At 75.3% G+C, this 24411-nt stretch carries 21 protein-coding genes; 14 read left to right on the top strand and 7 right to left on the bottom strand.

All coding sequences use genetic code 11. From position 1 onward, the window contains the following. The first annotated feature begins 200 nt into the window (after positions 1-200). The 9 genes from clpB (at position 201) to ACI79F_RS10170 (ending at position 11132) form a co-directional block, all read left to right on the top strand. On the top strand, positions 201-2789 hold the full coding sequence (gene clpB / locus ACI79F_RS10210) for an ATP-dependent chaperone ClpB (protein WP_456545258.1): 2589 nt from the start codon (positions 201-203) through the stop codon (positions 2787-2789). Between the two features lie 88 nt (positions 2790-2877). After that, positions 2878-3501, top strand: coding sequence for a hypothetical protein (locus tag ACI79F_RS10205; RefSeq protein ID WP_456545259.1), 624 nt, complete (start codon positions 2878-2880; stop codon positions 3499-3501). 81 nt (positions 3502-3582) lie between these two features. Further along, positions 3583-5271, top strand: a complete 1689-nt coding sequence (locus ACI79F_RS10200) for a molybdopterin-dependent oxidoreductase (protein WP_456545260.1) — start codon at positions 3583-3585, stop codon at positions 5269-5271. Between the two features lie 150 nt (positions 5272-5421). Then, a complete protein-coding gene (locus tag ACI79F_RS10195; protein ID WP_456545261.1) occupies positions 5422-6093 on the top strand; it encodes a fasciclin domain-containing protein in 672 nt (223 codons plus the stop codon). 62 nt (positions 6094-6155) lie between these two features. Continuing rightward, entirely contained in the window at positions 6156-6710 is a 555-nt protein-coding gene (gene pyrE / locus ACI79F_RS10190; RefSeq protein ID WP_456545262.1) for an orotate phosphoribosyltransferase, read from the top strand. Between the two features lie 95 nt (positions 6711-6805). Beyond that, the gene (locus ACI79F_RS10185) at positions 6806-8203 is read left to right on the top strand and encodes an FAD-binding oxidoreductase (RefSeq protein WP_456545263.1); all 1398 of its coding nucleotides are present in this window, start codon (positions 6806-6808) and stop codon (positions 8201-8203) included. Between the two features lie 5 nt (positions 8204-8208). After that, on the top strand, positions 8209-9555 hold the full coding sequence (locus ACI79F_RS10180) for an FAD-dependent oxidoreductase (RefSeq protein WP_456545264.1): 1347 nt from the start codon (positions 8209-8211) through the stop codon (positions 9553-9555). Between the two features lie 123 nt (positions 9556-9678). Continuing rightward, complete coding sequence (fbaA, locus tag ACI79F_RS10175; protein WP_456545265.1) at positions 9679-10713, top strand: class II fructose-bisphosphate aldolase; 1035 nt, start codon at positions 9679-9681, stop codon at positions 10711-10713. Continuing rightward, positions 10710-11132, top strand: coding sequence for a DUF3151 domain-containing protein (locus tag ACI79F_RS10170; protein ID WP_456545266.1), 423 nt, complete (start codon positions 10710-10712; stop codon positions 11130-11132). The genes fbaA and ACI79F_RS10170 overlap by 4 nt, the downstream gene beginning before the upstream one ends. A gap of 115 nt (positions 11133-11247) precedes the next feature. On the opposite strand, the gene ACI79F_RS10165 is transcribed toward ACI79F_RS10170, so the two are convergent. The 4 genes from ACI79F_RS10165 to ACI79F_RS10150 all read right to left on the bottom strand — a co-directional run bounded on the left by ACI79F_RS10165 (position 11248) and on the right by ACI79F_RS10150 (position 15116). Next, on the bottom strand, positions 11248-12240 hold the full coding sequence (locus ACI79F_RS10165; protein ID WP_456545267.1) for a type IV toxin-antitoxin system AbiEi family antitoxin domain-containing protein: 993 nt from the start codon (positions 12238-12240) through the stop codon (positions 11248-11250). Positions 12241-12457: 217 nt separating this feature from the next. Then, complete coding sequence (locus ACI79F_RS10160) at positions 12458-13288, bottom strand: ATP-binding cassette domain-containing protein (RefSeq protein ID WP_456545268.1); 831 nt, start codon at positions 13286-13288, stop codon at positions 12458-12460. After that, a complete protein-coding gene (locus tag ACI79F_RS10155; protein ID WP_456545269.1) occupies positions 13285-14343 on the bottom strand; it encodes an ABC transporter permease in 1059 nt (352 codons plus the stop codon). Before ACI79F_RS10155 ends, ACI79F_RS10160 begins: the two co-directional genes overlap by 4 nt. 146 nt (positions 14344-14489) lie before the next feature. Then, positions 14490-15116, bottom strand: coding sequence for a hypothetical protein (locus ACI79F_RS10150; RefSeq protein ID WP_456545270.1), 627 nt, complete (start codon positions 15114-15116; stop codon positions 14490-14492). A gap of 67 nt (positions 15117-15183) precedes the next feature. Here ACI79F_RS10150 and ACI79F_RS10145 point away from each other — a divergent pair, with 67 nt between their 5' ends. After that, a complete protein-coding gene (locus ACI79F_RS10145; protein WP_456545271.1) occupies positions 15184-16473 on the top strand; it encodes an adenylosuccinate synthase in 1290 nt (429 codons plus the stop codon). Positions 16474-16525: 52 nt separating this feature from the next. Here ACI79F_RS10145 and ACI79F_RS10140 read toward each other — a convergent pair whose 3' ends face one another. Further along, complete coding sequence (locus ACI79F_RS10140) at positions 16526-17560, bottom strand: glycerophosphodiester phosphodiesterase family protein (protein WP_456545272.1); 1035 nt, start codon at positions 17558-17560, stop codon at positions 16526-16528. 288 nt (positions 17561-17848) lie between these two features. On the opposite strand from ACI79F_RS10140, the gene rsgA reads away from it, so the two are divergent. Then, positions 17849-18871 carry a ribosome small subunit-dependent GTPase A gene (gene rsgA, locus ACI79F_RS10135; RefSeq protein ID WP_456545273.1) on the top strand — a complete coding sequence of 341 codons (1023 nt, stop codon included), beginning with the start codon at positions 17849-17851 and terminating at the stop codon, positions 18869-18871. 25 nt (positions 18872-18896) lie between these two features. Beyond that, positions 18897-20186 carry a phosphoribosylamine--glycine ligase gene (gene purD, locus ACI79F_RS10130; protein ID WP_456545274.1) on the top strand — a complete coding sequence of 430 codons (1290 nt, stop codon included), beginning with the start codon at positions 18897-18899 and terminating at the stop codon, positions 20184-20186. A gap of 13 nt (positions 20187-20199) precedes the next feature. Here the strand turns inward: purD and ACI79F_RS10125 are convergent, their stop codons facing one another. Further along, positions 20200-21612: an AI-2E family transporter gene (locus tag ACI79F_RS10125; protein WP_456545275.1), complete on the bottom strand. Its 1413-nt coding sequence runs from the start codon at positions 21610-21612 to the stop codon at positions 20200-20202. Between the two features lie 103 nt (positions 21613-21715). Here ACI79F_RS10125 and purB point away from each other — a divergent pair, with 103 nt between their 5' ends. Together purB and ACI79F_RS10115 are read left to right on the top strand one after the other, a co-directional pair. Continuing rightward, the gene (purB, locus tag ACI79F_RS10120; protein ID WP_456545276.1) at positions 21716-23023 is read left to right on the top strand and encodes an adenylosuccinate lyase; all 1308 of its coding nucleotides are present in this window, start codon (positions 21716-21718) and stop codon (positions 23021-23023) included. Continuing rightward, positions 23023-23895, top strand: a complete 873-nt coding sequence (locus ACI79F_RS10115; protein ID WP_456545277.1) for a phosphoribosylaminoimidazolesuccinocarboxamide synthase — start codon at positions 23023-23025, stop codon at positions 23893-23895. Before purB ends, ACI79F_RS10115 begins: the two co-directional genes overlap by 1 nt. A 19-nt stretch (positions 23896-23914) precedes the next feature. Here the strand turns inward: ACI79F_RS10115 and ACI79F_RS10110 are convergent. Beyond that, positions 23915-24411, bottom strand: a 497-nt coding sequence (locus tag ACI79F_RS10110; RefSeq protein ID WP_456545278.1) for an LGFP repeat-containing protein, incomplete at its 5' end; no start/stop codon positions are given.

The following is a 24411-nucleotide window of genomic DNA, read 5'->3' as shown; positions in this document are numbered from 1 at the left end:
TGGGCAGTCTACGGCCGAATTGGGCTCTTCCTTTCGGAGCGCGGCCCTGGATGCACCCGCGAGTGAGATGTGGGTCACGCCTGGTGGCGCCGAGGGTGGACGACCAGGGTTGAGCGGAACAGACTCAACCCTGGCTTCGTTGGACCCGTCGAACCGGCCGGAGCACCCGGCCCCGACAGCGAGAGGAACACCCGCCCCCGATGGCGCAGAGCAAGCTCACCACCCGTTCGCAGGAGGCCGTCGCGGCCGCTCAGCGGCTGGCCGTCGACCGCGGCCAGGCCGCGCTGGAGCCGCTGCACCTGCTGGTCGCCCTCCTCGAGCAGACGGACGGCATCGCGGGTCCGCTGCTCACCGCGACCGGCGCCGACCCCGCCGACGTCCGCGCCAAGGCCGAGGCGGCCGTCCGCCGGCTGCCCAGCGTCAGCGGCGCCACCGTGCCCGCCCCGTCGCCGTCCCGCGAGTTCCTGCGCGTGCTGAACGCCGCCTCCGAGCAGGCGAGCGCCCTGGGCGACGAGTACGTCTCCACCGAGCACCTGCTGGTCGGCCTGGCCGGCGGGGGCGGCGAGGCCGGCGCGGTGCTGTCCGGCGCGGGCGCGACCCGCGAGGCGCTGCTCGCCGCCTTCCGCACCGTCCGCGGCAACCGCAAGGTCACCACGGCCGACCCGGAGAACACCTTCCAGGCGCTGGAGAAGTTCGCCGTCGACCTCACCGAGCGGGCCCGCGAGGGCAAGATCGACCCGGTCATCGGGCGGGACACCGAGATCCGCCGCGTCGTGCAGGTGCTCTCCCGCCGGACCAAGAACAACCCGGTCCTCATCGGCGAGCCCGGCGTCGGCAAGACCGCCATCGTCGAGGGCCTGGCCCAGCGCATCGTCGCCGGCGACGTCCCCGAGAGCCTCAAGGGCAAGCGGCTGATGGCGCTGGACCTGGGCGCGATGGTGGCCGGCGCCAAGTACCGCGGCGAGTTCGAGGAGCGGCTCAAGGCCGTCCTGCAGGAGATCACCGAGGCCGAGGGCCAGGTCATCACCTTCATCGACGAGCTGCACACCATCGTGGGCGCCGGCGCGACCGGCGAGTCCGCGATGGACGCCGGCAACATGATCAAGCCGATGCTCGCCCGCGGCGAGCTGCGCATGGTCGGCGCGACCACGCTCGACGAGTACCGCGAGCACATCGAGAAGGACCCGGCGCTGGAGCGGCGCTTCCAGCAGGTGCTGGTCGGCGAGCCCTCCGTCGAGGACACCATCGGCATCCTGCGCGGGCTCAAGGAGCGCTACGAGGTGCACCACGGGGTGCGGATCACCGACACCGCGATCGTCGCCGCCGCCACCCTGTCGGACCGGTACGTCACGGCCCGCTTCCTCCCGGACAAGGCCATCGACCTGGTCGACGAGGCCGCCAGCCGGCTGCGCATGGAGATCGACAGCCGGCCGGTCGAGGTCGACGAGGTCGAGCGCGCCGTCCGCCGGCTGGAGATCGAGGAGATGGCGCTGGCCAAGGAGGACGACCCCTCCTCGGTCGAGCGGCTGGCGGCGCTGCGCGAGGACCTGGCCGACAAGCGCCAGGAGCTCGACGAGCTGACCGCCCGCTGGCAGCAGGACAAGAGCGGCATCGTCCGCATCCAGCAGGTCAAGGAGGAGCTCGAGCGGGTCCGCCTCGACGCCGAGCGCGCCGAGCGCGACGGCGACCTGGCCCACGTCGCCGAGCTGCGCTACGGACGCATCCCGCAGCTGGAGAAGGCGCTGGCCGAGGCGGAGGCGTCGGTGGAGCAGACCGCCTCCATGCTCAAGGAGGAGGTCGGCCCCGACGACATCGCCGAGGTCGTCCAGGCCTGGACCGGCATCCCCGCGGGCCGGCTGCTCGAGGGCGAGACGCAGAAGCTGCTGCGGATGGAGGACGAGCTGGGCCGGCGCGTCGTCGGCCAGCCCGACGCCGTCCGCGCCGTGTCCGACGCCGTCCGCCGGGCGCGTTCCGGCGTCGCCGACCCCAACCGGCCCACCGGCTCCTTCCTGTTCCTCGGCCCCACCGGCGTCGGCAAGACCGAGCTGGCCAAGGCCCTGGCGGAGTTCCTGTTCGACGACGAGCGGGCGATGGTCCGCATCGACATGAGCGAGTACTCCGAGAAGCACTCGGTGGCCCGGCTGGTCGGCGCCCCGCCCGGCTACGTCGGGTACGAGTCCGGCGGGCAGCTCACCGAGGCGGTGCGCCGGCGGCCCTACACCGTCGTGCTGTTCGACGAGGTGGAGAAGGCCCACCAGGACGTCTTCGACGTCCTGCTGCAGGTCCTCGACGACGGCCGCCTCACCGACGGGCAGGGCCGCACGGTCGACTTCCGGAACACGATCCTGATCCTCACGTCGAACCTCGGCTCGCAGCTGATCGCCGACCAGTCCGTGCCCGAGGAGCGCCGCCGGGACGCCGTGATGGAGGTCGTGCGCGGGCACTTCAAGCCCGAGTTCCTCAACCGGCTGGACGACGTCGTGGTGTTCCACGCGCTGGGCAGCGAGGAGCTGGCCGGCATCGTGGACATCCAGGTCGGCGTCCTCGCCCGCCGGCTGGCCGCCCGCCGGCTCACCCTCGAGGTGACCGACGCGGCCCGCGAGTGGCTGGCGCTCAACGGGTTCGACCCGGTCTACGGCGCCCGGCCGCTGCGCCGGCTGGTGCAGTCGGCGATCGGCGACCAGCTGGCCCGCGCCCTGCTGGCCGGGGACATCCGGGACGGCGACCGCGTGCTGGTCGACGCGCCGGAGGACCTGTCCGGCGAGGGGCTGGTCGTCCGCCGGGCCTGACCGGGCCACGGCCGGGGCGGGGGTCCCCCCGTCCCGGCCGGGCGTCGGCCATGATCGGGCCGGCACACCGGCACGGCAGGGAGTGGACATGACGGCAGGGCAGGACGGTCCGGACCAGCAGGGCTGGCAGCAGCCCCCGCAGGGGCCGCCGGCGTACCCGGGCCCCGGCCAGTCCCCCTACGGCCAGTCCCCGCAGGGCTACGGGCCGGCGCCCGCCGCGCCGCCCGGCTGGGGCGCCCCGCCCCCGCAGCCCATGCCGCGGCCGGAGACGGTGCGGATCGGGATCGGCGCGTTCGTCGCCACGCTGGTGCTCGGCGTGATCTCCGCCGTGGTGCAGCTGACCGACACCGACCAGATCGTCGAGCTCCTGCGCGAGCAGGACGCCGCCCTCACCGAGGAGCAGGCCGACGCCCTGGCCACCTTCGGCGTCGTCATCGTCCTGATCACGGTCGCGCTGCAGGCGATGTTCATCTGGTTCGCCTGGGCCGGCCGCAACTGGGCCCGCATCGTGCTGTTCGTGCTCGGCGGCCTGACCATCGTGTCCGGCCTGGCCGGCCTCGCGGGGGCCAGCGCGGCGACCAGCTCGGGGTTCCTCACCTCGATGGCGGTCTTCCAGTGGCTGCTGACCGTGGTGGGCGTCGTCGCCCTGGCGCTGCGGCCGTCGTCCGAGTGGTACCGGCACGAGGGCTGGCGCCGGTCGGTCACGCGCTGAGTCCTGGCCCGGACGACGCCGTCCGGGCATCGTGACCCAACCGTGATGAACCAACCGGGCCCCCTGAGCCGAAGACCCGACGTGACCACGATCGAGCAGGCCCCCGCGCCGGCCGCCGACGCCGCCCCCGGCGGCTCCGGCGGCCGCCGGCTGCGCCGCCTGCTCGCCGCCCTCGGCGGGCTGCTGGCCGCCGCGGTGGCCCTGGGCGTCGCCCAGCTCGTCTCCGCGCTGACCGGGCCCTCCTCCGCGCCGGTCGTCGCCGTCGGGGACACGGTCATCACCCTGGTGCCCGAGTCGGTCAAGCAGTTCGCCATCCGCACCTTCGGCGAGGACGACAAGGTCGCGCTGGTCATCGGCACGCTGGTGGTCGTCGGGCTCTACGCCCTCCTCGTCGGCGTGCTGTCGCTGCGGTGGCGGGCGGTCGGCGTCCTCGGCGTCGCGCTGTTCGGCGTCCTCGGTGCCCTCGCCGCGGCGACCCGCCCGGCCGCCGAGCGGCTGGCCTGGCTGCCCTCGGTGGTCGGCGCCGCCGCCGGCGTCCTGGCGCTGCTGCTCCTGCTGCGGCCGCTCACCGGGCGCCCGGTGCTGCCGCGGTCCCGCCCGCCGGCCGACGCGACCGCCGCCGTCCGCCGGGCCGCCGAGCCCGACGCGCTCGAGCAGCTGCGGGCCGTGCTCGGCGGCTCCGGGAACCGCAAGGACCTGGACCGCCGCGGCTTCTTCCTCAGCAGCGGGGTCGCCCTCGGCGTCGCCGCGGTCACCGGCGGCGGCGGGTACCTGCTGCAGCGCCGCTTCGACGTGAGCGCCGCCCGCGCCGACCTCACCCTGCCCACCCCGGCCTCGCCGGCGCCGCGGCTCCCCGCGGGCGCCGACCTCGCCGAGACGGTGGACGGCGTCACCCCGCTGGTCACCCGCAACGCCGACTTCTACCGGGTGGACACCGCGATCACGGTGCCGCAGATCCAGCCCTCGGACTACCGGCTGCGCCTGACCGGCTCGTTCGACTCGCCGTCGGCGTACTCGCTCGAGGACCTCTACGGCCGCGACGACCTCATCGAGCGCGACATCACCCTGACCTGCGTCTCCAACGAGGTCGGCGGGCGGCTGGCCGGGACCGCCCGGTGGATCGGCGTCCCGCTCGGCGCGTTCCTGCGGGAGAACGGCGTCTCGCCGGACTCCACCCAGCTCGTCTGCCGCTCCAGCGACGGGATGACCATCGGCGCGCCGACCCGCTCGGCGCTCGAGGTCGAGGACGCGATGCTCGCCATCGGCATGAACGGCGAGCCGCTGCCCGTCGAGCACGGCTTCCCGGTGCGCATGATCATCCCGGGCCTGTACGGCTACGTGTCCGCCTGCAAGTGGCTGGCCGGCATCGAGGCCACCACCTTCGACGCCTACGACGCCTACTGGATCCAGCGCGGCTGGGCGCAGGAGGGCCCGATCAAGGTGGCGTCCCGCATCGACACCCCGGCCCCGCTGCGGGAGTTCACCGCGGGTCCTCGGGCGATCGCCGGCGTCGCCTGGGCGCAGACCCGCGGCATCGGCCGGGTCGAGGTGCGCGTCGACGACGGCGAGTGGCAGGAGGCCGAGCTGGCCCCCGAGGTCGACGCCGACGTCTGGCGGCAGTGGGTGCTGCGCCACGACTTCGCGCCCGGCAGCTACCAGCTCACGGTCCGCGCCACCACCGCCGACGGCGAGGTGCAGACCGCCGAGCGCGCCCGACCCGCCCCGGACGGAGCCACCGGGCTGCACTCGATCCGGGTGATCGCGACCTAACCCGTCGTCCCGCCCCCGGACACCCCTCCAGACCCGTCTCGGCCACCCGGCCGCAGGCGTATCACCCGACCCCTGCAACGGTCGGGGAAGCACCACCCGCCCCGCGGCGCCCCTGTCCCCGGCGCCGCACCGGAAGAGATGGAGCACCTCGTGAAGCGCACCCTGACCCGCGGCGTGATGCTGGCGGCCGCCTCGACCCTCGCGCTCGGTCTGGCCGCGTGCGGCTCGGACGACTCCGACGACACCGCGGCCGCCGGCAGCGGGTCGTCGAGCAGCAGCTCCGCCGACGAGAGCATGTCCAGCAGCGCGGCCTCCTCCGGCTCGTCGATGTCCGAGGAACCCTTCGGCGCCGGCTGCACCGCGGTCCCGGCCGACGGCGAGGGCAGCTTCGCCGGCATGACCGACGACCCGGTCGCGACGGCGGCCAGCAACAACCCCGCGCTGTCCACGCTGGTGCAGGCCGTCACGGCCGCCAACCTCGTCGACACCCTGAACACCGCGGAGGACATCACCGTCCTGGCGCCGGCCAACCCGGCCTTCGAGGCCGTCCCGGCGGACACCCTCAACGCCGTCCTCGCCGACAACGCGCAGCTGACGGCGATCCTCACCCACCACGTCATCCAGGGCCGGCTGGCCCCCGACGAGCTGGCCGGCACGCACACCACGCTCGCCGGCGACGAGGTGACGATCGAGGGGTCGGGCGAGTCGTTCACCATCGACGGCACCGTCACCCAGACGCAGGCGTCGGTCATCTGCGGCAACGTGCAGACCGCCAACGCGACCGTCTACATCATCGACCAGGTCCTGGCCCCGGCCGCCTGAGCCGATCCCGACGGCCCGGCTCCCTCGGGGGCCGGGCCGTCGTGCTGCGTAGGGTCGCCCCCATGTCGGCCCCCGCCAGCCACCCGGACCGCGACCGCCTGCTGGAGCTCATCGTCGAGCTCGCCGTCGTCCACGGGAGGGTGACGCTCTCCTCGGGCCGCGAGGCCGACTGGTACATCGACATGCGCCGGCTGACGCTGCACCACGAGGGCGCGCCGCTGGTCGGCCGGGTCATGCGCCAGCTGACCGGCGACCTGCGCTACGACGTGGTCGGCGGGCTGACCCTCGGCGCCGACCCGGTGGCGACGGCGATGCTGCACGCGGCCGCGCAGGGGGAGGGGTTCCTCGACGCGTGCGTGGTCCGCAAGGCCGGCAAGGCGCACGGGCTGCAGCGGCGGATCGAGGGCCCGGACGTCGCGGGCCGCTCGGTGCTCGTGGTGGAGGACGTCTCCACCACCGGCGGCAGCCCGCTGACCGCGGTCGAGGCGCTGCGCGAGGCCGGCGCGGAGCCGATCGCCGTCGCCGTCATCGTCGACCGCGGCGGCCGGGCCGCCGTCGAGGAGGCCGGGCTGGAGTACCGCGCCGCCTACACGCTCGCCGACCTCGGCCTGCGGTAGTCCCGGCGGCGTCCTCCCTCACCGCGCACCGTGAGGGAGGACCCGCCACGATCAGGTCAGCTGATCGTGGCCGGGCGCCGCCGTACCGTGTGACCGTGACCACCCTCGCGACCGCGTGGGCCGCCGAGCTGAGCGACGCGCTCGGCGCCGACAGCGTGCTCACCGACCCGGACGTCACCGTCTCCTACGCCCGAGACCAGGCGATGCTCGCCGAGGCCGGCACGCCCGCGGCGGTGGTGTTCCCGCGCCGCACCGAGGACGTCGCCGCGGTGATGCGGATCGCCCACCGGCACGGGGTCCCGGTGGTGCCGCGCGGCGCCGGCTCGGGCCTGGCCGGCGCCAGCAACGCCGTGGACGGCGCCATCACGCTGGTGATGACCCGGATGGACGCCGTCCTGGAGGTGTCACCGGCCGACCGGCTGGCCGTCGTCCAGCCGGGGGTGGTGAACAAGCAACTGCGCGACGCCGTCGCCGGGCACGGGCTGTTCTATCCCCCCGACCCCTCCAGCTACGACTGGTGCACCATCGGCGGCAACCTCTCCACCAACTCCGGCGGGCTGTGCTGCGTCAAGTACGGCGTCACCACCGACTACGTGCTCGGGCTGGAGATCGTGCTGGCCGACGGGCGGGTGCTGCGCACCGGCCGGCGCACGGTCAAGGGGGTGGCCGGCTACGACCTGGCCCGGCTGTTCGTCGGCTCGGAGGGCACGCTCGGCGTCATCACCGAGGCCACGCTCGCCCTGCGGCCGGCGCCGCACCGGCCGGTCACCCTGGTCGCCACCTTCGGCACCACCGCGCAGACCGGCCAGGTGGTGGAGCGGGTGGTCACCACCGGGCTGGTGCCCAGCCTGCTCGAGGTCATCGACAACACCTGCATCTGCGCCGTCGACGACCTGCTGCACGCCGACCTGGACCGCGGCGCGCACGCCCTGCTGGTCGCCCAGTCCGACGCCGGGGGCGTCGCGGCGCTGGCCGAGATCGAGGCGCTGGCCGCGCTCTGCCGCGAGGCCGGCGCCGACCTGGTGCACACCACCGACGACCCGGCCGAGGGCGACCTGCTGCTGGCCGCCCGCCGGATGGCCATCCCGGCGCTGGAGCAGCTGGGCAGCACCCTGCTCGACGACGTCGCCGTCCCGCGGTCGGCGATCGCCACCTTCCTGGACGGCTGCGACGCCATCGCCGGCCGCCGGGAGCTGACCATCGGCGTCCTCGGGCACGTCGGCGACGGCAACATGCACCCGACGATCGTCTTCGACCCCGCCGACGACGACGAGCGCACCCGCGCCTTCGCCGCCTTCGACGACATCCTCGAGCTCGGCCTGGCCCTCGGCGGCACGATCACCGGCGAGCACGGCGTCGGCTCGCTCAAGGTCGACTGGCTCGAGCGGGAGATCGGGCCGGTGTCGCTGGACGTGCACCGCTCGATCAAGGGCGCGCTGGACCCCGCCGGCCTGCTCAACCCCGGCAAGGTGCTGCGCCGCCTGACACCCTGAGCCGCATGAGCGCAGAACGGCTGCTCGTCATCGGTGGGGACGCCGCCGGCATGTCCGCGGCCGCGCAGGCCCGCCGCCTGCGCGAGGACCTGCGGATCACCGTGCTCGAGCAGGGCCCCGACGTCTCCTACTCGGCCTGCGGCATCCCCTACTGGGTGGGCGACGTGGTCAGCGACCGGGACGCGCTGATCGCCCGCACGCCGCCGGAGTTCGCCGCCCGCGACATCGACGTGCGGATCGGCACCCGCGCCGAGGAGCTCGACCTGGCCGCGGGCACGGTGCGCACCTCCGCCGGCGAGGTGCTCGGCTACGACCGGCTCGTGGTGGCCACCGGCGGGCGCCCGGCCCGCCCGCCGATCGAGGGCCTGGACGCCGACGGCGTGCACGGCGTCCACCGGCTGGCCGACGGCGCCGACATCCGCGCCGCGATCGCCGCCGGGGCGCGGCGGGCGGTGGTGCTCGGCGGCGGCTACATCGGCCTGGAGATGGCCGAGGTGCTGCACGCCCGGGGGCTGGCGGTGACCGTCGTCCTCGCCGACCCGCTGCCGATGGCCCAGCTCGACGCCGACATGGGGGAGCGGGTCTGCGCCGCGATGGGCTCCATGGGCATCGACGTCCGGCCGGACGAGCCGGTGCGCGAGGTCGAGGCCGACGCCGACGGCGTCGTCCGCGCCGTCCGCACCGACGCGGGCGCCTACGAGGCCGACCTGGTGGTGCTCGGCCTGGGCATGGGGCCGGAGGTCTCCCTCGCCCGGGACGCCGGCCTGCAGCTGGGCGGCACCGGGGCGATCGAGGTCGACCGCACCCAGCGCAGCGTCTCCCACCCCGAGGTGTCGGCCGCCGGGGACTGCTCGCAGACGTACTCCCGGATCACCGGGGAGGCGCTGCACATCGCGCTGGGCACGCACGCCAACAAGCAGGGCCGGGTGGCCGGGTCGGTGATCGCCGGGACGCCGGCCCGCTTCCCCGGCGTCCTGGGCACGGCACTGACCAAGGTCGGCGACACCGAGGTCGCCCGCACCGGCCTGTGCACGACCCAGGCCGAGCGGGCCGGCTACGACCACCGCACCGAGACCGTGCACGGCACCACCCGGGCCGGCTACTACCCGGGCGCGGAGGACATCACGGTGAAGCTGATCAGCGAGCGCGGCTCCGGCCTGCTGCTCGGCGCGCAGATCGTCGGCGGGCCGGGCAGCGGCAAGCGGATCGACGTCTTCGCGACGGCGATCTGGGCGGGGCTCACCGCCGAGGAGCTCGCCGGCTCCGACCTGTCCTACGCGCCGCCGTTCTCGCCGACCTACGACCCGGTGCTGGTGGCGGCGCGGGTGTCCAGCCGCATCGAGCAGGGCTGAGGAGGGACCCCGCCGTCCCCCGCGCCGCGCTTCGCGCGGCGCGGGCCCCTACAGCGGGGCCGGGGACGGGCGCGATACTGACCGGCGACGAGTGCGCAGTCGCCGACGACAGGAGTGCCCCGCATGCCCATCGCGACCCCTGAGGTCTACGCCGACATGATCAGCCGGGCGAAGGAGGGGGGCTTCGCCTACCCGGCGATCAACTGCACGTCCTCGGAGACGATCAACGCGGCGCTGCGCGGGTTCGCCGACGCCGGCAGCGACGGGATCATCCAGTTCTCCACCGGTGGGGCGGAGTTCGGCTCCGGCACCAAGGTGAAGGACATGGTCACCGGCGCGGTGGCGCTGGCCGAGTTCGCCCACGTCGTCGCCGAGAAGTACCCGGTCAACGTGGCGCTGCACACCGACCACTGCCCCAAGGACAAGCTGGACTCCTACGTCCGCCCGCTGATCGCGCTGTCCCAGGACCGGGTCGACGCCGGCCAGGCGCCGCTGTTCCAGTCGCACATGTGGGACGGCTCCGCGGTCGACCTCGACGAGAACCTGTCGATCGCCGAGGAGCTCATCGCCAAGTGCGCCTCGGCCAAGATCGTGCTGGAGATCGAGATCGGCGTGGTCGGCGGCGAGGAGGACGGCGTCAGCCACGACATCAACGACAAGCTCTACACCGCCCCCGGCGACTACGTCGCCACCGCCAAGGCGCTGGGCCTCGGCGAGAAGGGCGTCTACCTGCTGGCCGCGACGTTCGGCAACGTGCACGGCGTCTACAAGCCCGGCAACGTCAAGCTGCGCCCGGAGATCCTCAAGCAGGGCCAGGAGGTCGTCACCGCCGAGCTCGGCCTGCCCGAGGGCAGCAAGCCGTTCAACTTCGTCTTCCACGGCGGCTCGGGCTCGCTGCAGGAGGAGATCCGCGAGGCGCTGTCCTACGGCGTGGTGAAGATGAACGTCGACACCGACACCCAGTACGCCTTCACCCGGCCGATCGCCGGGCACATGTTCAGCAACTACGACGGCGTGCTGAAGGTCGACGGCGAGGTCGGCAACAAGAAGACCTACGACCCGCGCAGCTACCTCAAGGCGGCCGAGACCAACATGGCGGCCCGCGTCGTGCAGGCCTGCGAGGACCTGCTGTCGGCCGGCCAGTCCCCGAGCGCATGACGCACTCCCACCACAACCTGCTGGGCGAGCCGCCGGCCACGCTGCTGCCGGGCAACCCCGAGGCCGACCGGGAGCTGGCCGAGGGCGTGCCGGCGGCCGAGGTGGCGGCGCACCACCCGACGCACAGCGCGGCGTGGGCCGCGCTGGCCGAGGAGTCGATCGACCGCGCCGAGCGGCAGCTGCGGGACACGATCGAGGCCTACGCCTACGCGCGCACCGGCTACCACCGGGGCCTGGACGCGCTGCGCCGCAACGGCTGGAAGGGCTTCGGCCCGGTGCCGTGGTCGCACGAGCCCAACCGCGGGTTCCTGCGCTGCGTCACGGTGCTGGCGCGGGCGGCCGAGGCGATCGGCGAGACCGACGAGCAGGAGCGCTGCACCCAGCTGCTGCGCGACTGCGACCCGTCGCTGGCGCCCTAGTCCACTCGTCCCCGCCCAGCCGTCCCGTCGCCCTCACCGTCACCGTGCAGCGCTGCTGTCGCGCTGCACGGTGACGGCGGCGCGGCAGGGTGAGGGCGAGCGGCGGCCCGGGGGTTCAGCCGGTCCGCCGCAGCCGGCGCGCGGAGGAGGCGGTGAAGCGGCGTGGCCCGGGCAGCGGATGGGCGAGCATCGCCTCCAGCCGGGCGAGCGCCGCTGACCACCCGCGGCCGAGATCCACGTCGGCCACCCGCCAGAAGCGGACCCCGGCGGCGGCCAGCACCTCGGCCCGGCGCTTCTCCCGCCAGTGGGCCTCCTCGGTCGTGCGGCCGTTCCACGGGTCGCGGTACTTGACCCGGCCGTCGCACTCCATCGCGACGCCCGCCTCCGGCCACCAGCCGTCGACCTCCGCGGTCACGCCGTCCGCCGTCAGCGCCACCTGCAGCCGCGGTTCCGGGACGCCGTCCGCGACCAGCCGCAGCCGGGTGCGGGTCTCCAGCGGGGACTCGGCGCCGTCGCGGGCCAGGTCGCGGACCCGGCGCGCGGCGTCGGCGCCGCGCCAGCCGGCGACGGCGTCCACGGCGGCCCGGAGCTCGGCGGCGGTCAACCGGTCCTGCCAGCGAGCGGCGTCGGCGACGACCAGCGCGGCCTCCAGCGGCCAGGTCCGCGCCACGTCGGTGACGGTGCGGGCCAGGGTGGTCACCGGGAGGCCGTCGGCCAGCTCCGTCGAGCCCGCGGGCAGCGGCGCGCACGTCACCTCGTAGCCCGAGCCGCGCCGGTGCTGGTGCGGATCGGTCAGGGTCACCAGCCCCTGCATCCCGCGTGGCGTCGGGAGACCGTGCAGCACGGCTGCGGAGTGACCGCTCAGGACCGCCGAGGGGCGATCGAGGGCGAGCAGCACGGCGGTCGCCTCGATCCGGAGCCGCGCGGTGACCGTCGTGGCGGCGGCCAGCGCGGCGGCGGAGGCGTAGGCACCCCGACGCAGCCGCACCCACTCGCCGCGCGACACCAGGGTGCGCACCTCACGGTCCCCGAAGCCGGCTCGCCGCAGGTCCCGCGAGCTGACGACGCCGTGCTGCCGGTCGGCCGCGGGACGGAGGAGTGGGTGCACGTGCACGACCCTGCTGCGCCCGGCGGCTACGGCGGGCCCTCGCCCTCGTCCTGTGGACCGGAGTCGCTCGTCCACAGGCCGCCGGCGGCGGGCCGCCGCTCGTCGTCACCCTGCAGCGCTGCTGTCGCGCTGCGCGGTGACAGCAGCGCTGCGCGGTGAGGGTGAGCGGTCCGGCAGGGCGGCGGACGGGGCCCGGCGCAACACCGGTGCGGGGGGTTCAGCGGCCGTCGAGCTCGGGGTGGGTCCGGCGGATCGCCTCGGTCAGCGTGGAGAGCTCGTCGTCGCCGGCCATGAGCCGCGTGAGGCTGTCGGCGTCGACGTCCTCCCGGGTGAGGTCCCCGGCGACCGAACCGCTGGCCAGCAGCAGGAACCGGTCACCGATCAGGTGCGCGTAGCGCGGGTTGGAGGTGACGACGACGACGGCCAGGCCGCGCGCCCGCGCCGACAGCAGCGCCTGCCCCGCGAGGGTGGCCCCGGCGACGCTGCGCGGGGCGGTCGGCTCGTCCACGACGAGCGCGCGCGACCCGGAGGACAGCGCGCGGGCGATGGCCAGGCTCTGCCGCTCCCCGGGGCGCAGCGCGCTGGCCGGCTGGTCGGGGTCGACGCCGCCCAGCCCGACCCTCGCGAGCTCCCGGACGGCGGTCTCCCGCGCCGCGGCCAGGTCCAGCCGGCGCAGCGGCCACACCCCCACGGTCGGCTCGGCGCCCAGGCAGAAGTTCCGCCACACCGACAGCAGCGGGGCGACGGCGAGGTCGTTCCAGACGGTCGCGACGCCGGCGGCGCGGGCGTCCCGCGGCGAGCGGAAGCGCGCCGAGCGGCCGTCCAGCAGCAGTTCGCCCTCCTCGGGCCGGGTCAGCCCCGACAGCACCGAGACGAGGGTCGACTTGCCCGAGCCGTTCTCGCCGAGGACGCAGGTGATCGTGCCCGGCGCGAACGACGCGCTGACCCGGGACAGGGCCGCCACGCTGCCGTGCCGCACGGTGACCCGGCGCAGCTCCAGCACCGGCGGGACGCCGGCGGCTCCGGTCTCCGGGCCGGGGGCGCTCACGAGCGGGGCACCGCCCGCAGCCGGGTGCGCACGACGCCGTTGGCCAGCAGCGCGACCAGCAGCAGCCCGCCCAGGAAGGCCTGGAACCACAGCGGGTCCCAGCCGGCCAGCGTCACCCCGAAGCGGACGACGGCGTACAGCAGCGCGCCCACGGACGCGCCGATCGCGGACCCGTAGCCGCCGGTGAGCAGGCAGCCGCCGATCACCGCGGCGACGAGGAACTCGATGGCCGGCATGAGCGTCGACCCGGCCTCGGCGCTGCCGATCCGCACCAGGCCGAGCGTGCCCACCAGCCAGCCGGCCGCCGCCGTGCAGCAGAACAGGGTCAGCGTCGTGCGCCGCACCGGGACGCCGAGCTCCCGGGCGGAGCGGCGGGCGCCGCCGACGGCGAGGACGCCGTTGCCGAACCGGGTCCGCCACAGGACCCACGCGGCCCAGGCGGTCAGCGCCAGCCACCAGAGGATCGAGACGCGGAAGAACCCGTCGCCCCACCGGACGCTGGAGTCGAAGACGGCGCTGGCCGACGACCAGCCCGGTGCGTCGTCCAGCCCCTGCAGCACGGTCGTGCCGGCGATCTCCCGGGTCAGCGCCAGGGTGGTGCCCTGCAGCACGAGGTAGGCGGCGAGGGTGACCAGGAAGCCGGGCAGCCCGGTCCGGACCACCAGCCAGCCGTTGACCATCCCCACGGCCAGCGAGCCGGCCAGCGACGCGGCCAGGGCCGGCCAGATGCCCCAGCCGGCCTGGTCGACGAGCAGCCCCGTCCCCAGGGCGCCGGCCGCGGCGACCATGCCGATCGAGAGGTCGACGTGGCCGGCGATCAGCAGCAGGCCGACCGCGACCGCGCCGATGCCGAGCAGGGCGGCGCTGTCCAGCACGCCGGCCAGCCCCCCGGTGGACAGCAGGCCCGGCGCCTGCACCCCGAAGAAGACGGTGACGGCGACCAGCCCCAGCCACGCCGCGGTGCTGGGGCGGGCCAGGGTCCGGTCGACCAGGCGACGGCCCGGGCCGCGGCGGACCACGGCCGGCCCGAACCCGGGCAGCGGGCCGGCGGTCACGGGCGCCGGCAGGGGGACGACGGCAGCGGGGCCTCCTCGACTGCTCAGGGAGTGCGCCCAGTGTCCACGACGCGCCCGGGGACCGCGGAGGCGCCCGGGGACGGCGGAGCCGGCCGGGACGGCGGGGGCGGCCGGCTCCGCTGCGGTCAGGGCTGCAGCCGCCAGCGCACGCGGTCGTCGGCGTACCAGGTCCACCGGCTGACCAGCCGCGGGTACGCCACGCCGTCGCGGGTCACCTGCGCCGGGTCGCAGGCGATCTGCAGGGCGCGGCCGCGGGAGAGCCGGGGCGGGCGCATGGGCAGCGCGCTGACCGTCACCCGCAGCGTGTCCACCGCCGCCCAGTCCGGGCGGGCCGCGATGCGGGTGATCACCCCGTCGGCCACCTTCGCGTCGTCGTGGTGGGCCTGCGCGCCCAAGCGGTGGCGGCGGAACACCCGGCCGGGGCGGTCGTCCGGGGGCCCGGGGTCGACCCGGCCGGAGTGCAGCAGTACGCCGCCGTGGTCGTCGCGGAACAGCGTCATCTCACGCTCGCCGCCCGTGCCGATGCCGAGGTCGCGGGCCAGCCCGCGGGAGAGCTTGTCGTCGGCGGGCTCCCAGGAGACCACGACGTCCGCGGTGCGGGAGGCGGCGTTGAGCGCGGCGAGGACGCCGGCCAGCGCCGGCACGGGGCCGCGGACGAGCACCGTCGGCACCTCGACGGCCGCGGCCACGGCGTCCCGGGCGGGTGCCTGCTCGGGGGCCAGGCCGCGCAGGTCCAACTCGAGGACGGGCATGCGATTACCCTGCCACCTGGCAGGCCGGTGATCGCCGGTGCGGATGTGCGAGGGGATCTGACGAGCGATGCCGGCTGTCGTGCTGATCGGTGCCCAGTGGGGCGACGAGGGCAAGGGCAAGGCGACCGACCTGCTCGGTGGCCGGGTGCCCTACGTGGTGCGGTACCAGGGCGGCAACAACGCCGGCCACACCGTGATCACGCCCGACGGTGAGCGGTACGCGCTGCACCTGATCCCGTCGGGGATCCTCACCCCCGGCTGCACGCCGGTCATCGGCAACGGCGTCGTGGTGGACCCCGAGGTGCTGATCCGGGAGCTGACGGGGCTGGAGGAGCGCGGGGTCGACACCTCGCGGCTGGTCATCTCCGCCGACGCGCACTTGATCATGCCGCACCACCGGGCCCTCGACAAAGTGACCGAGCGCTTCCTCGGCAAGCGGAAGATCGGCACCACCGGCCGCGGCATCGGCCCGGCCTACGGCGACAAGGTGGCCCGCACCGGCATCCGGGTGGCCGACCTGCTCGACCTGTCGATCCTGCGCCAGAAGCTCGAGGGCACCCTGCAGGAGAAGAACCAGGTCCTGGTCAAGGTCTACAACCGCAAGGCCATCGACGTCGACGAGGTCGTCGAGGAGTACGCCGGCTACGCCGATCAGCTCAAGGGCCGGATCGTCGACACCCGGCTGATGCTCGGCAACGCCCTCGACGCCGGCGAGTGGGTGCTGCTGGAGGGGTCGCAGGGCACGCTGCTCGACGTCGACCACGGCACGTATCCGTTCGTGACGTCGTCCAACCCGACCGCCGGCGGCGCCGCGGTCGGCAGCGGCATCGGACCCACCCGCATCTCGCGGGTGGTCGGCATCCTCAAGGCCTACACGACCCGCGTCGGCTCGGGCCCGTTCCCGACCGAGCTGTTCGACGCCAACGGCGAGTACCTGCGCAAGCACGGCGGCGAGGTCGGCGTCACCACCGGCCGGGACCGCCGCTGCGGCTGGTTCGACGCGGTCATCGCCCGCTACGCCAGCCGGGTCAACGGGATCACCGACTACTTCCTCACCAAGCTCGACGTCCTCTCCGGGCTGGAGACGGTGCCGATCTGCGTGGCCTACGAGATCGACGGCGTGCGGCACGACGAGATGCCGATGACGCAGACCGACTTCCACCACGCCACGCCGGTCTACGAGGAGATGCCGGGCTGGTTCGAGGACATCCGGCACTGCCGGAGCTTCGACGAGCTGCCGGAGAACGCCCAGGCCTACGTGCGCCGGCTGGAGGAGCTCTCCGGGGCACGGGTCAGCGTCATCGGCGTGGGCCCGGGCCGGGACGAGAACGTCGTCCTGCACGACCTGATCGGGTAGCTGGGCGGAGTGCGAGAGGCGAGGGATCGTCGCCTCTCGCACTCCGTTCGGATCAAGCCGCCGCGGCGGCGGGGGCGGTCAGCTCGGCGCGGACGGCGACGGCGACCTCGGGGGAGTCGGTGATGACGCCGTCCACGCCGAGCCCGAGCAGCAGGCGGACCTCGCCGGCCGCGTCCCCGGCGGTGGCCGGGTCCTCGCCGCGCTGCAGGTGCCGCGGCAGGAAGGCGTTCTCCGCGCGCAGCGTCCACGGGGTCACCGACAGGCCCGCCCGGTGCGCGCGGGCGACGAGGTCGGTCACGCCGGTCAGGTAGCCCTCGGCGTCGCGCGGCAGGATCCGGTGCCGGCTGGGCGCGATGCCCTGCGCGTAGGTGGAGATGCCGCGCAGCCCCGCGTTGGTGAGCAGCTGGTCGTCCTCGGGGGCGTCGTCGACGAGCTGGTACATCGTCGGGCCGTCGTCGCCGAGCAGGGCGCGCAGGTGCTGCAGCCCGGGGGCGTCGAAGGACTGCACGATCACCGTGCCGTCGGGGGAGACGGCGTCGAGCCGGCGCAGCTCGGCGGCGACCAGCTCGACCATGGGCAGGCCCTGCTCGGCCGACCAGGACGGCTTCTTCAGCTCGGCCAGCACGCGGACCGGGCGCAGCGGCGTGGACCGGCGGCGCGCGATCTCGACGACCTCGTCGAGGGTCAGGACGCCGAACTGCCCGTCGTAGGCGGTGTTGAGCGGCCGCAGGTCCGGCATCCGCTCGACCGCCCGCAGCGTCCGGATCTCGGCGAGGGTGAGGTCCTCGGCGAACCAGCCGGTGCGCTCCTTGCCGCCGACCAGCCGGGTGGTGCGGCGGTCGGCGAACTCGGGACGGGTGGAGATGTCGGTGGTGCGCGACAGCTCGTTCTCGTGCCGGACGACGAGGGCGCCGTCGCGGCTGACCACGACGTCGGGCTCGATCAGGTCGGCGCCGAGGTCGATCGCGAGCTCGTAGCTCGCGGCGGTGTGCTCGGGGCGGTAGGCCGGTGCGCCGCGGTGGCCGACGACCACGGGGGCGGGGAAGCGGGTCACAGGACTGATTGCCTGCGACACGGTCGCGTGCATGTCCCCAGAACACCCCACGGAGATGGACGCATGGCGAACGCCGTGCGGCGTTTCCCGCACGTTTCGGCATCCGTGCTGGTCACGGCGCCACCAACGGGACACGTGTGACGAAAGTCGCGGGAGAGGGGCCGGGTGGGCGTGTCGCCGGCCGGGGTCCGCGGACGGGTGGCCGTGGGTGCGGGCCGACGCGATGGCATACCCCTGGATCGGCTCGCGCCCGCCGCGGCTCGACCGGGCTCACCGGAAATGGGGAGACAGCGGCCCCCCGCACGGCCCACCATCCCCGGCGTGGACGAGCTGACCGGTCTCGGCTGGGACCCCGGGCGCGCGGCCGGGCTGCCCGCCGGCACGGAGCCCGCGCGGGTGGCCCGGGTGGACCGCGGGCTGTTGACCGTCCTGGCCGCGGACGGCGAGCGGCGGGTGCACCCGTCGCCGGCGGTGTGGGAGGGCACCGGCCCGGCGGTGGGCGACTGGGTCGCGCTGCGCGGCGAGCTGGCGGTCGCCGTGCTCCCGCGGCGGACGGCGTTCGTGCGGACGGCGGCCGGGCGCACCTCCGCGCCGCAGGTCGTCGCGGCCGATCTGGACACCGTGCTCGTCGTCGACGCCCTCGGCGGGCCGGCCCGCATGCGCCGCATCGAGCGCTACCTCGCCGTCGCCTGGGGCAGCGGGGCCACGCCGGTCGTCGTCCTGACGAAGGCGGACCTGTCCGACGACCCCGCGGCCGACGTCGCCGAGGTGGCCGAGATGCTGCTCGGGGTCGACGTCCTCGCCGTCAGCGTGGTCACCGGCGAGGGGCTGGACGCGCTGCGCGCCCTGGTGGGTCCCGGCCGGACGGCGGCGATGGTGGGCCCCTCCGGCGTCGGCAAGTCGAGCCTGGTCAACGCGCTGCTCGGCGCGCCGGTGGTGGCCACTGGGGAGATCCGCGCGGCCGACCGCCGGGGCCGGCACACCACCACCCACCGGGAGCTGCACCGGCTGCCCGGCGGGGGCCTGCTCGTCGACACCCCCGGCATGCGCGAGCTGGCCCTCGCCGACGACGAGGGCATCGACACCGCCTTCGCCGACGTCGGCGAGCTGGCCGCCGCCTGCCGGTTCCGCGACTGCGCGCACCGCACCGAGCCCGGCTGCGCCGTCCTCGCGGCGGTCGAGGACGGCAGCCTCGACCTGGCCCGGCTCGCCGGCTGGCGCAAGCTGCAGGCCGAGGCGCACCGGCAGGCCCTGCGCTCGGACGCCCGGGCCCGCGCCGCCGAGAACGCGAAGGTGCGGGCGGCGTTCCGCGCCTACCGCGCCCAGCCGAACCGGGTGCGGTGACCACGCCTCGGTAGGGTCGCCGTCCGTGCGCGTGCTCGTGATCGGCTCCGGTGCCCGGGAGCACGCCCTGTGCGTGGCTCTGCAGTCCGACCCCGCGGTGACCGCGCTGGCCTGCGCCCCCGGCAACGCGGGGACGCGGGCGATCGCCGAGACCGGACCGGGTGGGGAGGCGCTCGCCGCCGCCGACCCCGTGGCGGTGGCCGCGCTCGCCACCGGGTGGGGCGCCGACCTGGTGGTCGTCGGGCCCGAGGTGCCGCTGGTCGCCGGCGCCGCCGACGCCGTCCGCGAGGCCGGGATCGCCTGCTTCGGCCCGTCGGCGCAGGCCGCGCAGATCGAGGGCAGCAAGTCCTTCGCCAAGCACGTGATGACCGCCGCCGGGGTGCCGACCGCCCGGTCCTGGGCCGTCGGCGGGCCGGCGGAGCTGGAGACCGCGCTGGACGAGGCGGCCGCGCTGGCGCCGGGGGTCCCGTACGTGGTGAAGGACGACGGGCTAGCCGCCGGCAAGGGCGTCGTCGTCACCCCCGACCGGGACGCCGCGCTGGCCCACGGCCGGGCGGTGCTGGACGCCGGCGGCGCGGTGCTGGTCGAGGAGTACCTCGACGGCCCGGAGGTGTCGCTGTTCGCCGTCACCGACGGGACGACGGTGCTGCCGCTGCTGCCCGCGCAGGACCACAAGCGCCGCGACGACGGCGACGCCGGCCCCAACACCGGCGGCATGGGCGCCTACGCCCCGCTGCCCTGGGCGCCGGCCGGCCTGGTCGACGAGGTGCTGGCCACGGTGCTGCAGCCGACGGTCGACGAGATGGCCCGCCGCGGCGAGTCCTTCGCCGGGCTGCTCTACGCGGGGCTGGCCCTGACCTCCCGCGGCGTGCGGGTGGTCGAGTTCAACGCCCGATTCGGCGACCCGGAGACCCAGGTCGTGCTGCCGCTGCTGGAGACGCCGCTGGGCGGGCTGCTGCACGCGGCGGCCACCGGCACCCTCGCCGAGCACCCGCCGCTGCGCTGGCGCGACGGCGCCGCGGTGACCGTCGTCGTCGCCGCCGAGGGCTACCCGGAGCGGCCGCGCACCGGCGACCCGGTGACCGGCGCCGACGCCGAGGGCGTGCTGCACGCCGGGACGAGCACCGACGCCGACGGGACGGTGCGCTCGGCCGGCGGGCGGGTGCTCGCCGTCACCGCGACCGGGGCCGACCTCGCCGCGGCCCGGCAGGCGGCCTACGAGCGGGTGGCCGGCGTCCGGCTGGCCGGCGCGCACTGGCGCAGCGACATCGCGCTGGCCGCGGTCGAGGGCCGGATCGCCGTCCCGACGGCCTGACGCGAGCCCCGGCTCAGCCGCGGACGCCGACCGCCGGCCGGGCGCGGTCCGGCCGCGGTTCGGGCGGCCGCGGGCCGTCGTGCCGGCGGGCCAGGTAGGTGCCGGCGACGTTCGCGCAGGCGACGACCGGCACGGAGATCAGCGCCCCGAAGATGCCGGCGACCAGCAGGCCGGCGGCGATGGCGAGGACGACGGCCAGCGGGTGCACGTGCACGGCGCGGCCCAGCAGCAGCGGCTGCAGGACGTGCCCCTCCAGCTGCATGACGAGGACGACGATCGCCAGGGCGATGAGCGCCTTGATCGGCCCGACCGACACGAGCGCGACCAGCACGGCGACCGAGCCGGCCAGGAACGAGCCGATGATCGGGATGAACGCGCCGAGGAACACCAGCGCGGCCAGCGGGATGACCAGCGGCACCTGCAGGATCGCCAGGCCGATGCCGATGCCGATCGCGTCGACCGCGGCGACGACGACGGTGGCGCGCACGTAGGAGATCAGGGTCCGCCAGGCGCGGCGGGCGGCCTCGTCCATGTAGGCCCGGGCGTCGGTCGGGAACAGGCCGACCAGCCACAGCCAGATCGACCGGCCGTCCTTGAGGAAGAAGAACAGCGTGAACAGCGCCAGGACGATGCCGGTGAAGACCTCGCCGACGGTCGTGGCCGTGTCGATGGCGCCGGAGGCCAGCTCGTCCTGGTTGTCGGTGAAGAAGCCCTGCGCCTGCTCGAGGGCGTCGTCGATCTGCCCCTGGGTGACCGGGAAGGTCGAGACGATGAAGTCGCGGACCTGCTCCAGGCCCTCGTTGACCTGGGAGGCGAGGTCGCTGAACCCGTCGATGAACCGCTCCACGACCAGCGTGATGATCCCGGCGACGACGCCCAGCCCGACCAGCAGCATCGCGAACGCGGCCAGCGACCGCGGCCAGCCGTACCGGACCAGCGCGGCCGCGCCGGGCTGCAGCAGCGCGGCCAGCAGGAGCGCCACGATGACCGGGACGACGACGACGGCGACGTAGGCGGCGGCCCACAGCAGCACGTACGCCCCGACCAGGACGACGATCAGCCGCCAGGACCAGGCGGCGGCCGTGCGCAGCCCGTTCGGGACGCTGGCGTCGCCGACCGGACGCCGCGGGGAGTGCCGGCGCCGCGCGGATCCCCCGGCCGGAGGGCCGCTCACCCCGCCGGGGCCGAGCGCGCCGTCCAGGTCGGGGGCGCCGGGCTCGGGGCTGCCCAGCGGCGGGTGGTAGGCGCCGTCCGGGTCGGCGTCGAGGTCGGCGTCCGGGGAGCCGTCGAGGGCCGCGGCCTCGTCGTCCCGCACCAGGATCGACCGGTCCTCGTCGCGCCCGTGCCAGCCGTGCGGGTCGGCCTCGGCCGCCGCGCGGATGCGTTCGCGCGCGCGGCTGACCAGCGCGTTGGCGCGTCGCAGCATCGCGTCCTCCCATCCGACCGGCAGGCGGCTCCATGATCACGCTAGCGCTGCGGGAGACTGTCACCGTGCTGCGACGAGCTGACCGGGTGCGGGCGGTACCCGCATGATCGACCGTTACACGCTCCCCGAGATGGGCCGGGTCTGGAGCGACGAGCACAAGTACGAGCTCTGGTGCCGCGTGGAGACGCTGGTCCTGGAGGCGCACGCGGCGGCCGGGCGGGTGCCGGCCGACGTGGTCGAGCCGGTGCGCAACGCGCCGCCGCCGACCGCCGCCCGCGTCGCCGAGATCGAGGAGACGACGCAGCACGACGTCATCGCGTTCCTCTCCGCGTGGGCCGACAACACCGAGCCCCGCTCGGCGGCGGCGTACGTGCACCACGGCATGACGTCGTCGGACCTGCTGGACACGGCGCTGGCGGTGCAGCTCACCGAGGCGACCGACCTGCTGCTGGCCCGGCTCGACCGCTTCGTCGCCGTCCTGCGCGACCACGCCCTGGCCCACCGCGACACGCTCAAGGTCGGCCGCACCCACGGCGTGCACGCCGAGCCGGTCGTGTGGGGCCACCGCGTCGCCGACATCGCCTTCGCCGCGGCGCGGTCGCGGGACCGGCTGCGGGCGGCGCGGGAGCGGGTCGGCGTCGTCGCCATCTCCGGTGCCGTCGGCACCTACTCGCTCATCGACCCGTCGGTGGAGGTCTCCGTGGCCGAGGCCCTCGGGCTGCGGCCGGCCGACGCCTCCACCCAGGTGGTGCTGCGCGACTCGGTCAGCGAGTGGGTCGCCGCGCTGGCGATCGTCGCGACCGTGTGCGAGACGGTGGCGCTGGAGGTCCGGCACGGCCAGCGGACCGAGGTGCGGGAGCTGTCCGAGGCGTTCGGCTCGGGCCAGAAGGGCTCCAGCGCGATGCCGCACAAGAAGAACCCGATCCGCTCGGAGCGCATCGCCGGGCTCGCGCGGGTGGTGCGCGCCGCCGTCGTCCCGGTGATGGAGGGCATCCCGCTGTGGCACGAGCGGGACATCTCGCACTCCTCGACCGAGCGGGTGTTCCTGCCCGACGCGGCGATCACCACCGACTACCTGCTGCACCTGACCACCGGCCTGGTGGAGAACCTGGTCGTCGACGTGCAGCGGATGCGCGACAACCTCGACCTCACCGGCGGGTTGATCTACACCTCCTCGGTGCTGCTCGAGGTCGTCGAGAGCGGACTGTCCCGGGAGGACGCCTACGCGCTGGTGCAGGGCGCGGCGATGGAGACCTGGAACACCGGGACGCCGTTCCGCGAGACGCTGCGGGCCCGCGCCGCCACGGCCGGGGTCACCCTCGACGAGGCCCGGCTGGACGAGATCTGCCGGCCGGAGCGGTACGTCGAGCAGCTGGGCCCGCTGTTCGACCGCGTCGCGAAGCTGAGCTGATGCTCGACCTGCCGCTCGTCGCCCGGGGCAAGGTGCGCGAGGTCTACGACGCCTCCACCGCGGCCGCCCCCGACCGGCTGCTGCTGGTCGCCTCCGACCGGATCTCGGCCTACGACCACGTGCTGCCGACGCCGATCCCGGACAAGGGGCGGGTGCTCACCGCGCTGAGCGTCTGGTGGTTCGAGCAGCTGGCGCCGGTGCTGGCGGAGTTCGGGGCGGGCCACCACCTCGTCTCGGCGACGGACGTGCCCGCCGCGGTGGCCGGCCGGGCGATGCTGGTCCGCCGCCTGACGATGCTGCCGGTCGAGTGCGTGGCCCGCGGCTACCTGTCCGGCTCCGGCACGAAGGAGTACGAGCGCACCGGCTCGATCCGCGACGTGCCGCTGCCGGCCGGGCTGGTCGAGGGCTCGCGGCTGCCGGAGCCGGTGTTCACGCCGTCGACCAAGGCCGAGCTGGGCGAGCACGACGAGGCGATCGACTACGCCACCGTGGTGTCGCTGGTGGGTGCCGCGCGGGCGGAGGAGCTGCGCGAGCTGACCCTGGCGCTGTACCGGCGCGGCGCCGAGATCGCGCTGGAGGCCGGCATCGTGCTGGCCGACACGAAGTTCGAGTTCGGGCTCTCGGCCGAGGGGCAGCTGACCCTCGGCGACGAGGTGCTCACCCCCGACTCCTCGCGCTTCTGGCCCGCGGTCACCTGGTCGCCGGGCGGGGTGCAGCCGTCGTTCGACAAGCAGTACGTGCGGGACTGGCTGACGTCGTCCGGCTGGGACCGCGTGTCCGCCCCGCCGGCGCTGCCGGACGACGTCGTCGCCGCCACCCGCGACCGCTACGTGACCGCCTACGAGGAGCTGACCGGCCGGCCCTTCGCCTGACGGTCGTCCCGCGTCGGGATCAGCGGGTGGCGGTGACCTGTGCTCCCCACCCGATGAGGGTGATGAACCCGCCCTGGAAGTACTGGACCCGCGCCCCGTCCGGTCGGGCGAACTCGTCGGTGGTGGGGTAGCCGAGGCGGCCGAACTCCCAGCCGGTGCGGCCCCAGGCGTCGCGGATGGCGCCGAACGTGGGGTGGGCGCCGGTGGCGGGGGACCAGTGCACGACGCCGCCCTGGAAGCCCTGCCAGCAGCCGCCGCCGCGCAGGCCGCAGTTCTCGTCGGTGGTCGGGTAGCCGAGCCGGCCGAACTCCCAGCCGGTGCGGCCCCAGGCGTCGCGGATGGCGCCGAACGTGGCGTGCGCTCCCGAGGCGGGCGACCAGTGCACGACCCCGCCCTGGAAGCCCTGCCAGCAGCCGCCGCCGCGCAGGCCGCAGTTCTCGTCGGTGGTCGGGTAGCCGAGCCGGCCGAACTCCCAGCCGGTGCGGCCCCAGGCGTCGCGGATGGCGCCGAACGTGG

This window comes from Blastococcus sp. SYSU D00868 (assembly GCF_054050575.1).
The sequence above is the reverse complement of the archived record's forward strand: the minus strand, read 5'-3'. Positions and strand labels throughout refer to the sequence as shown.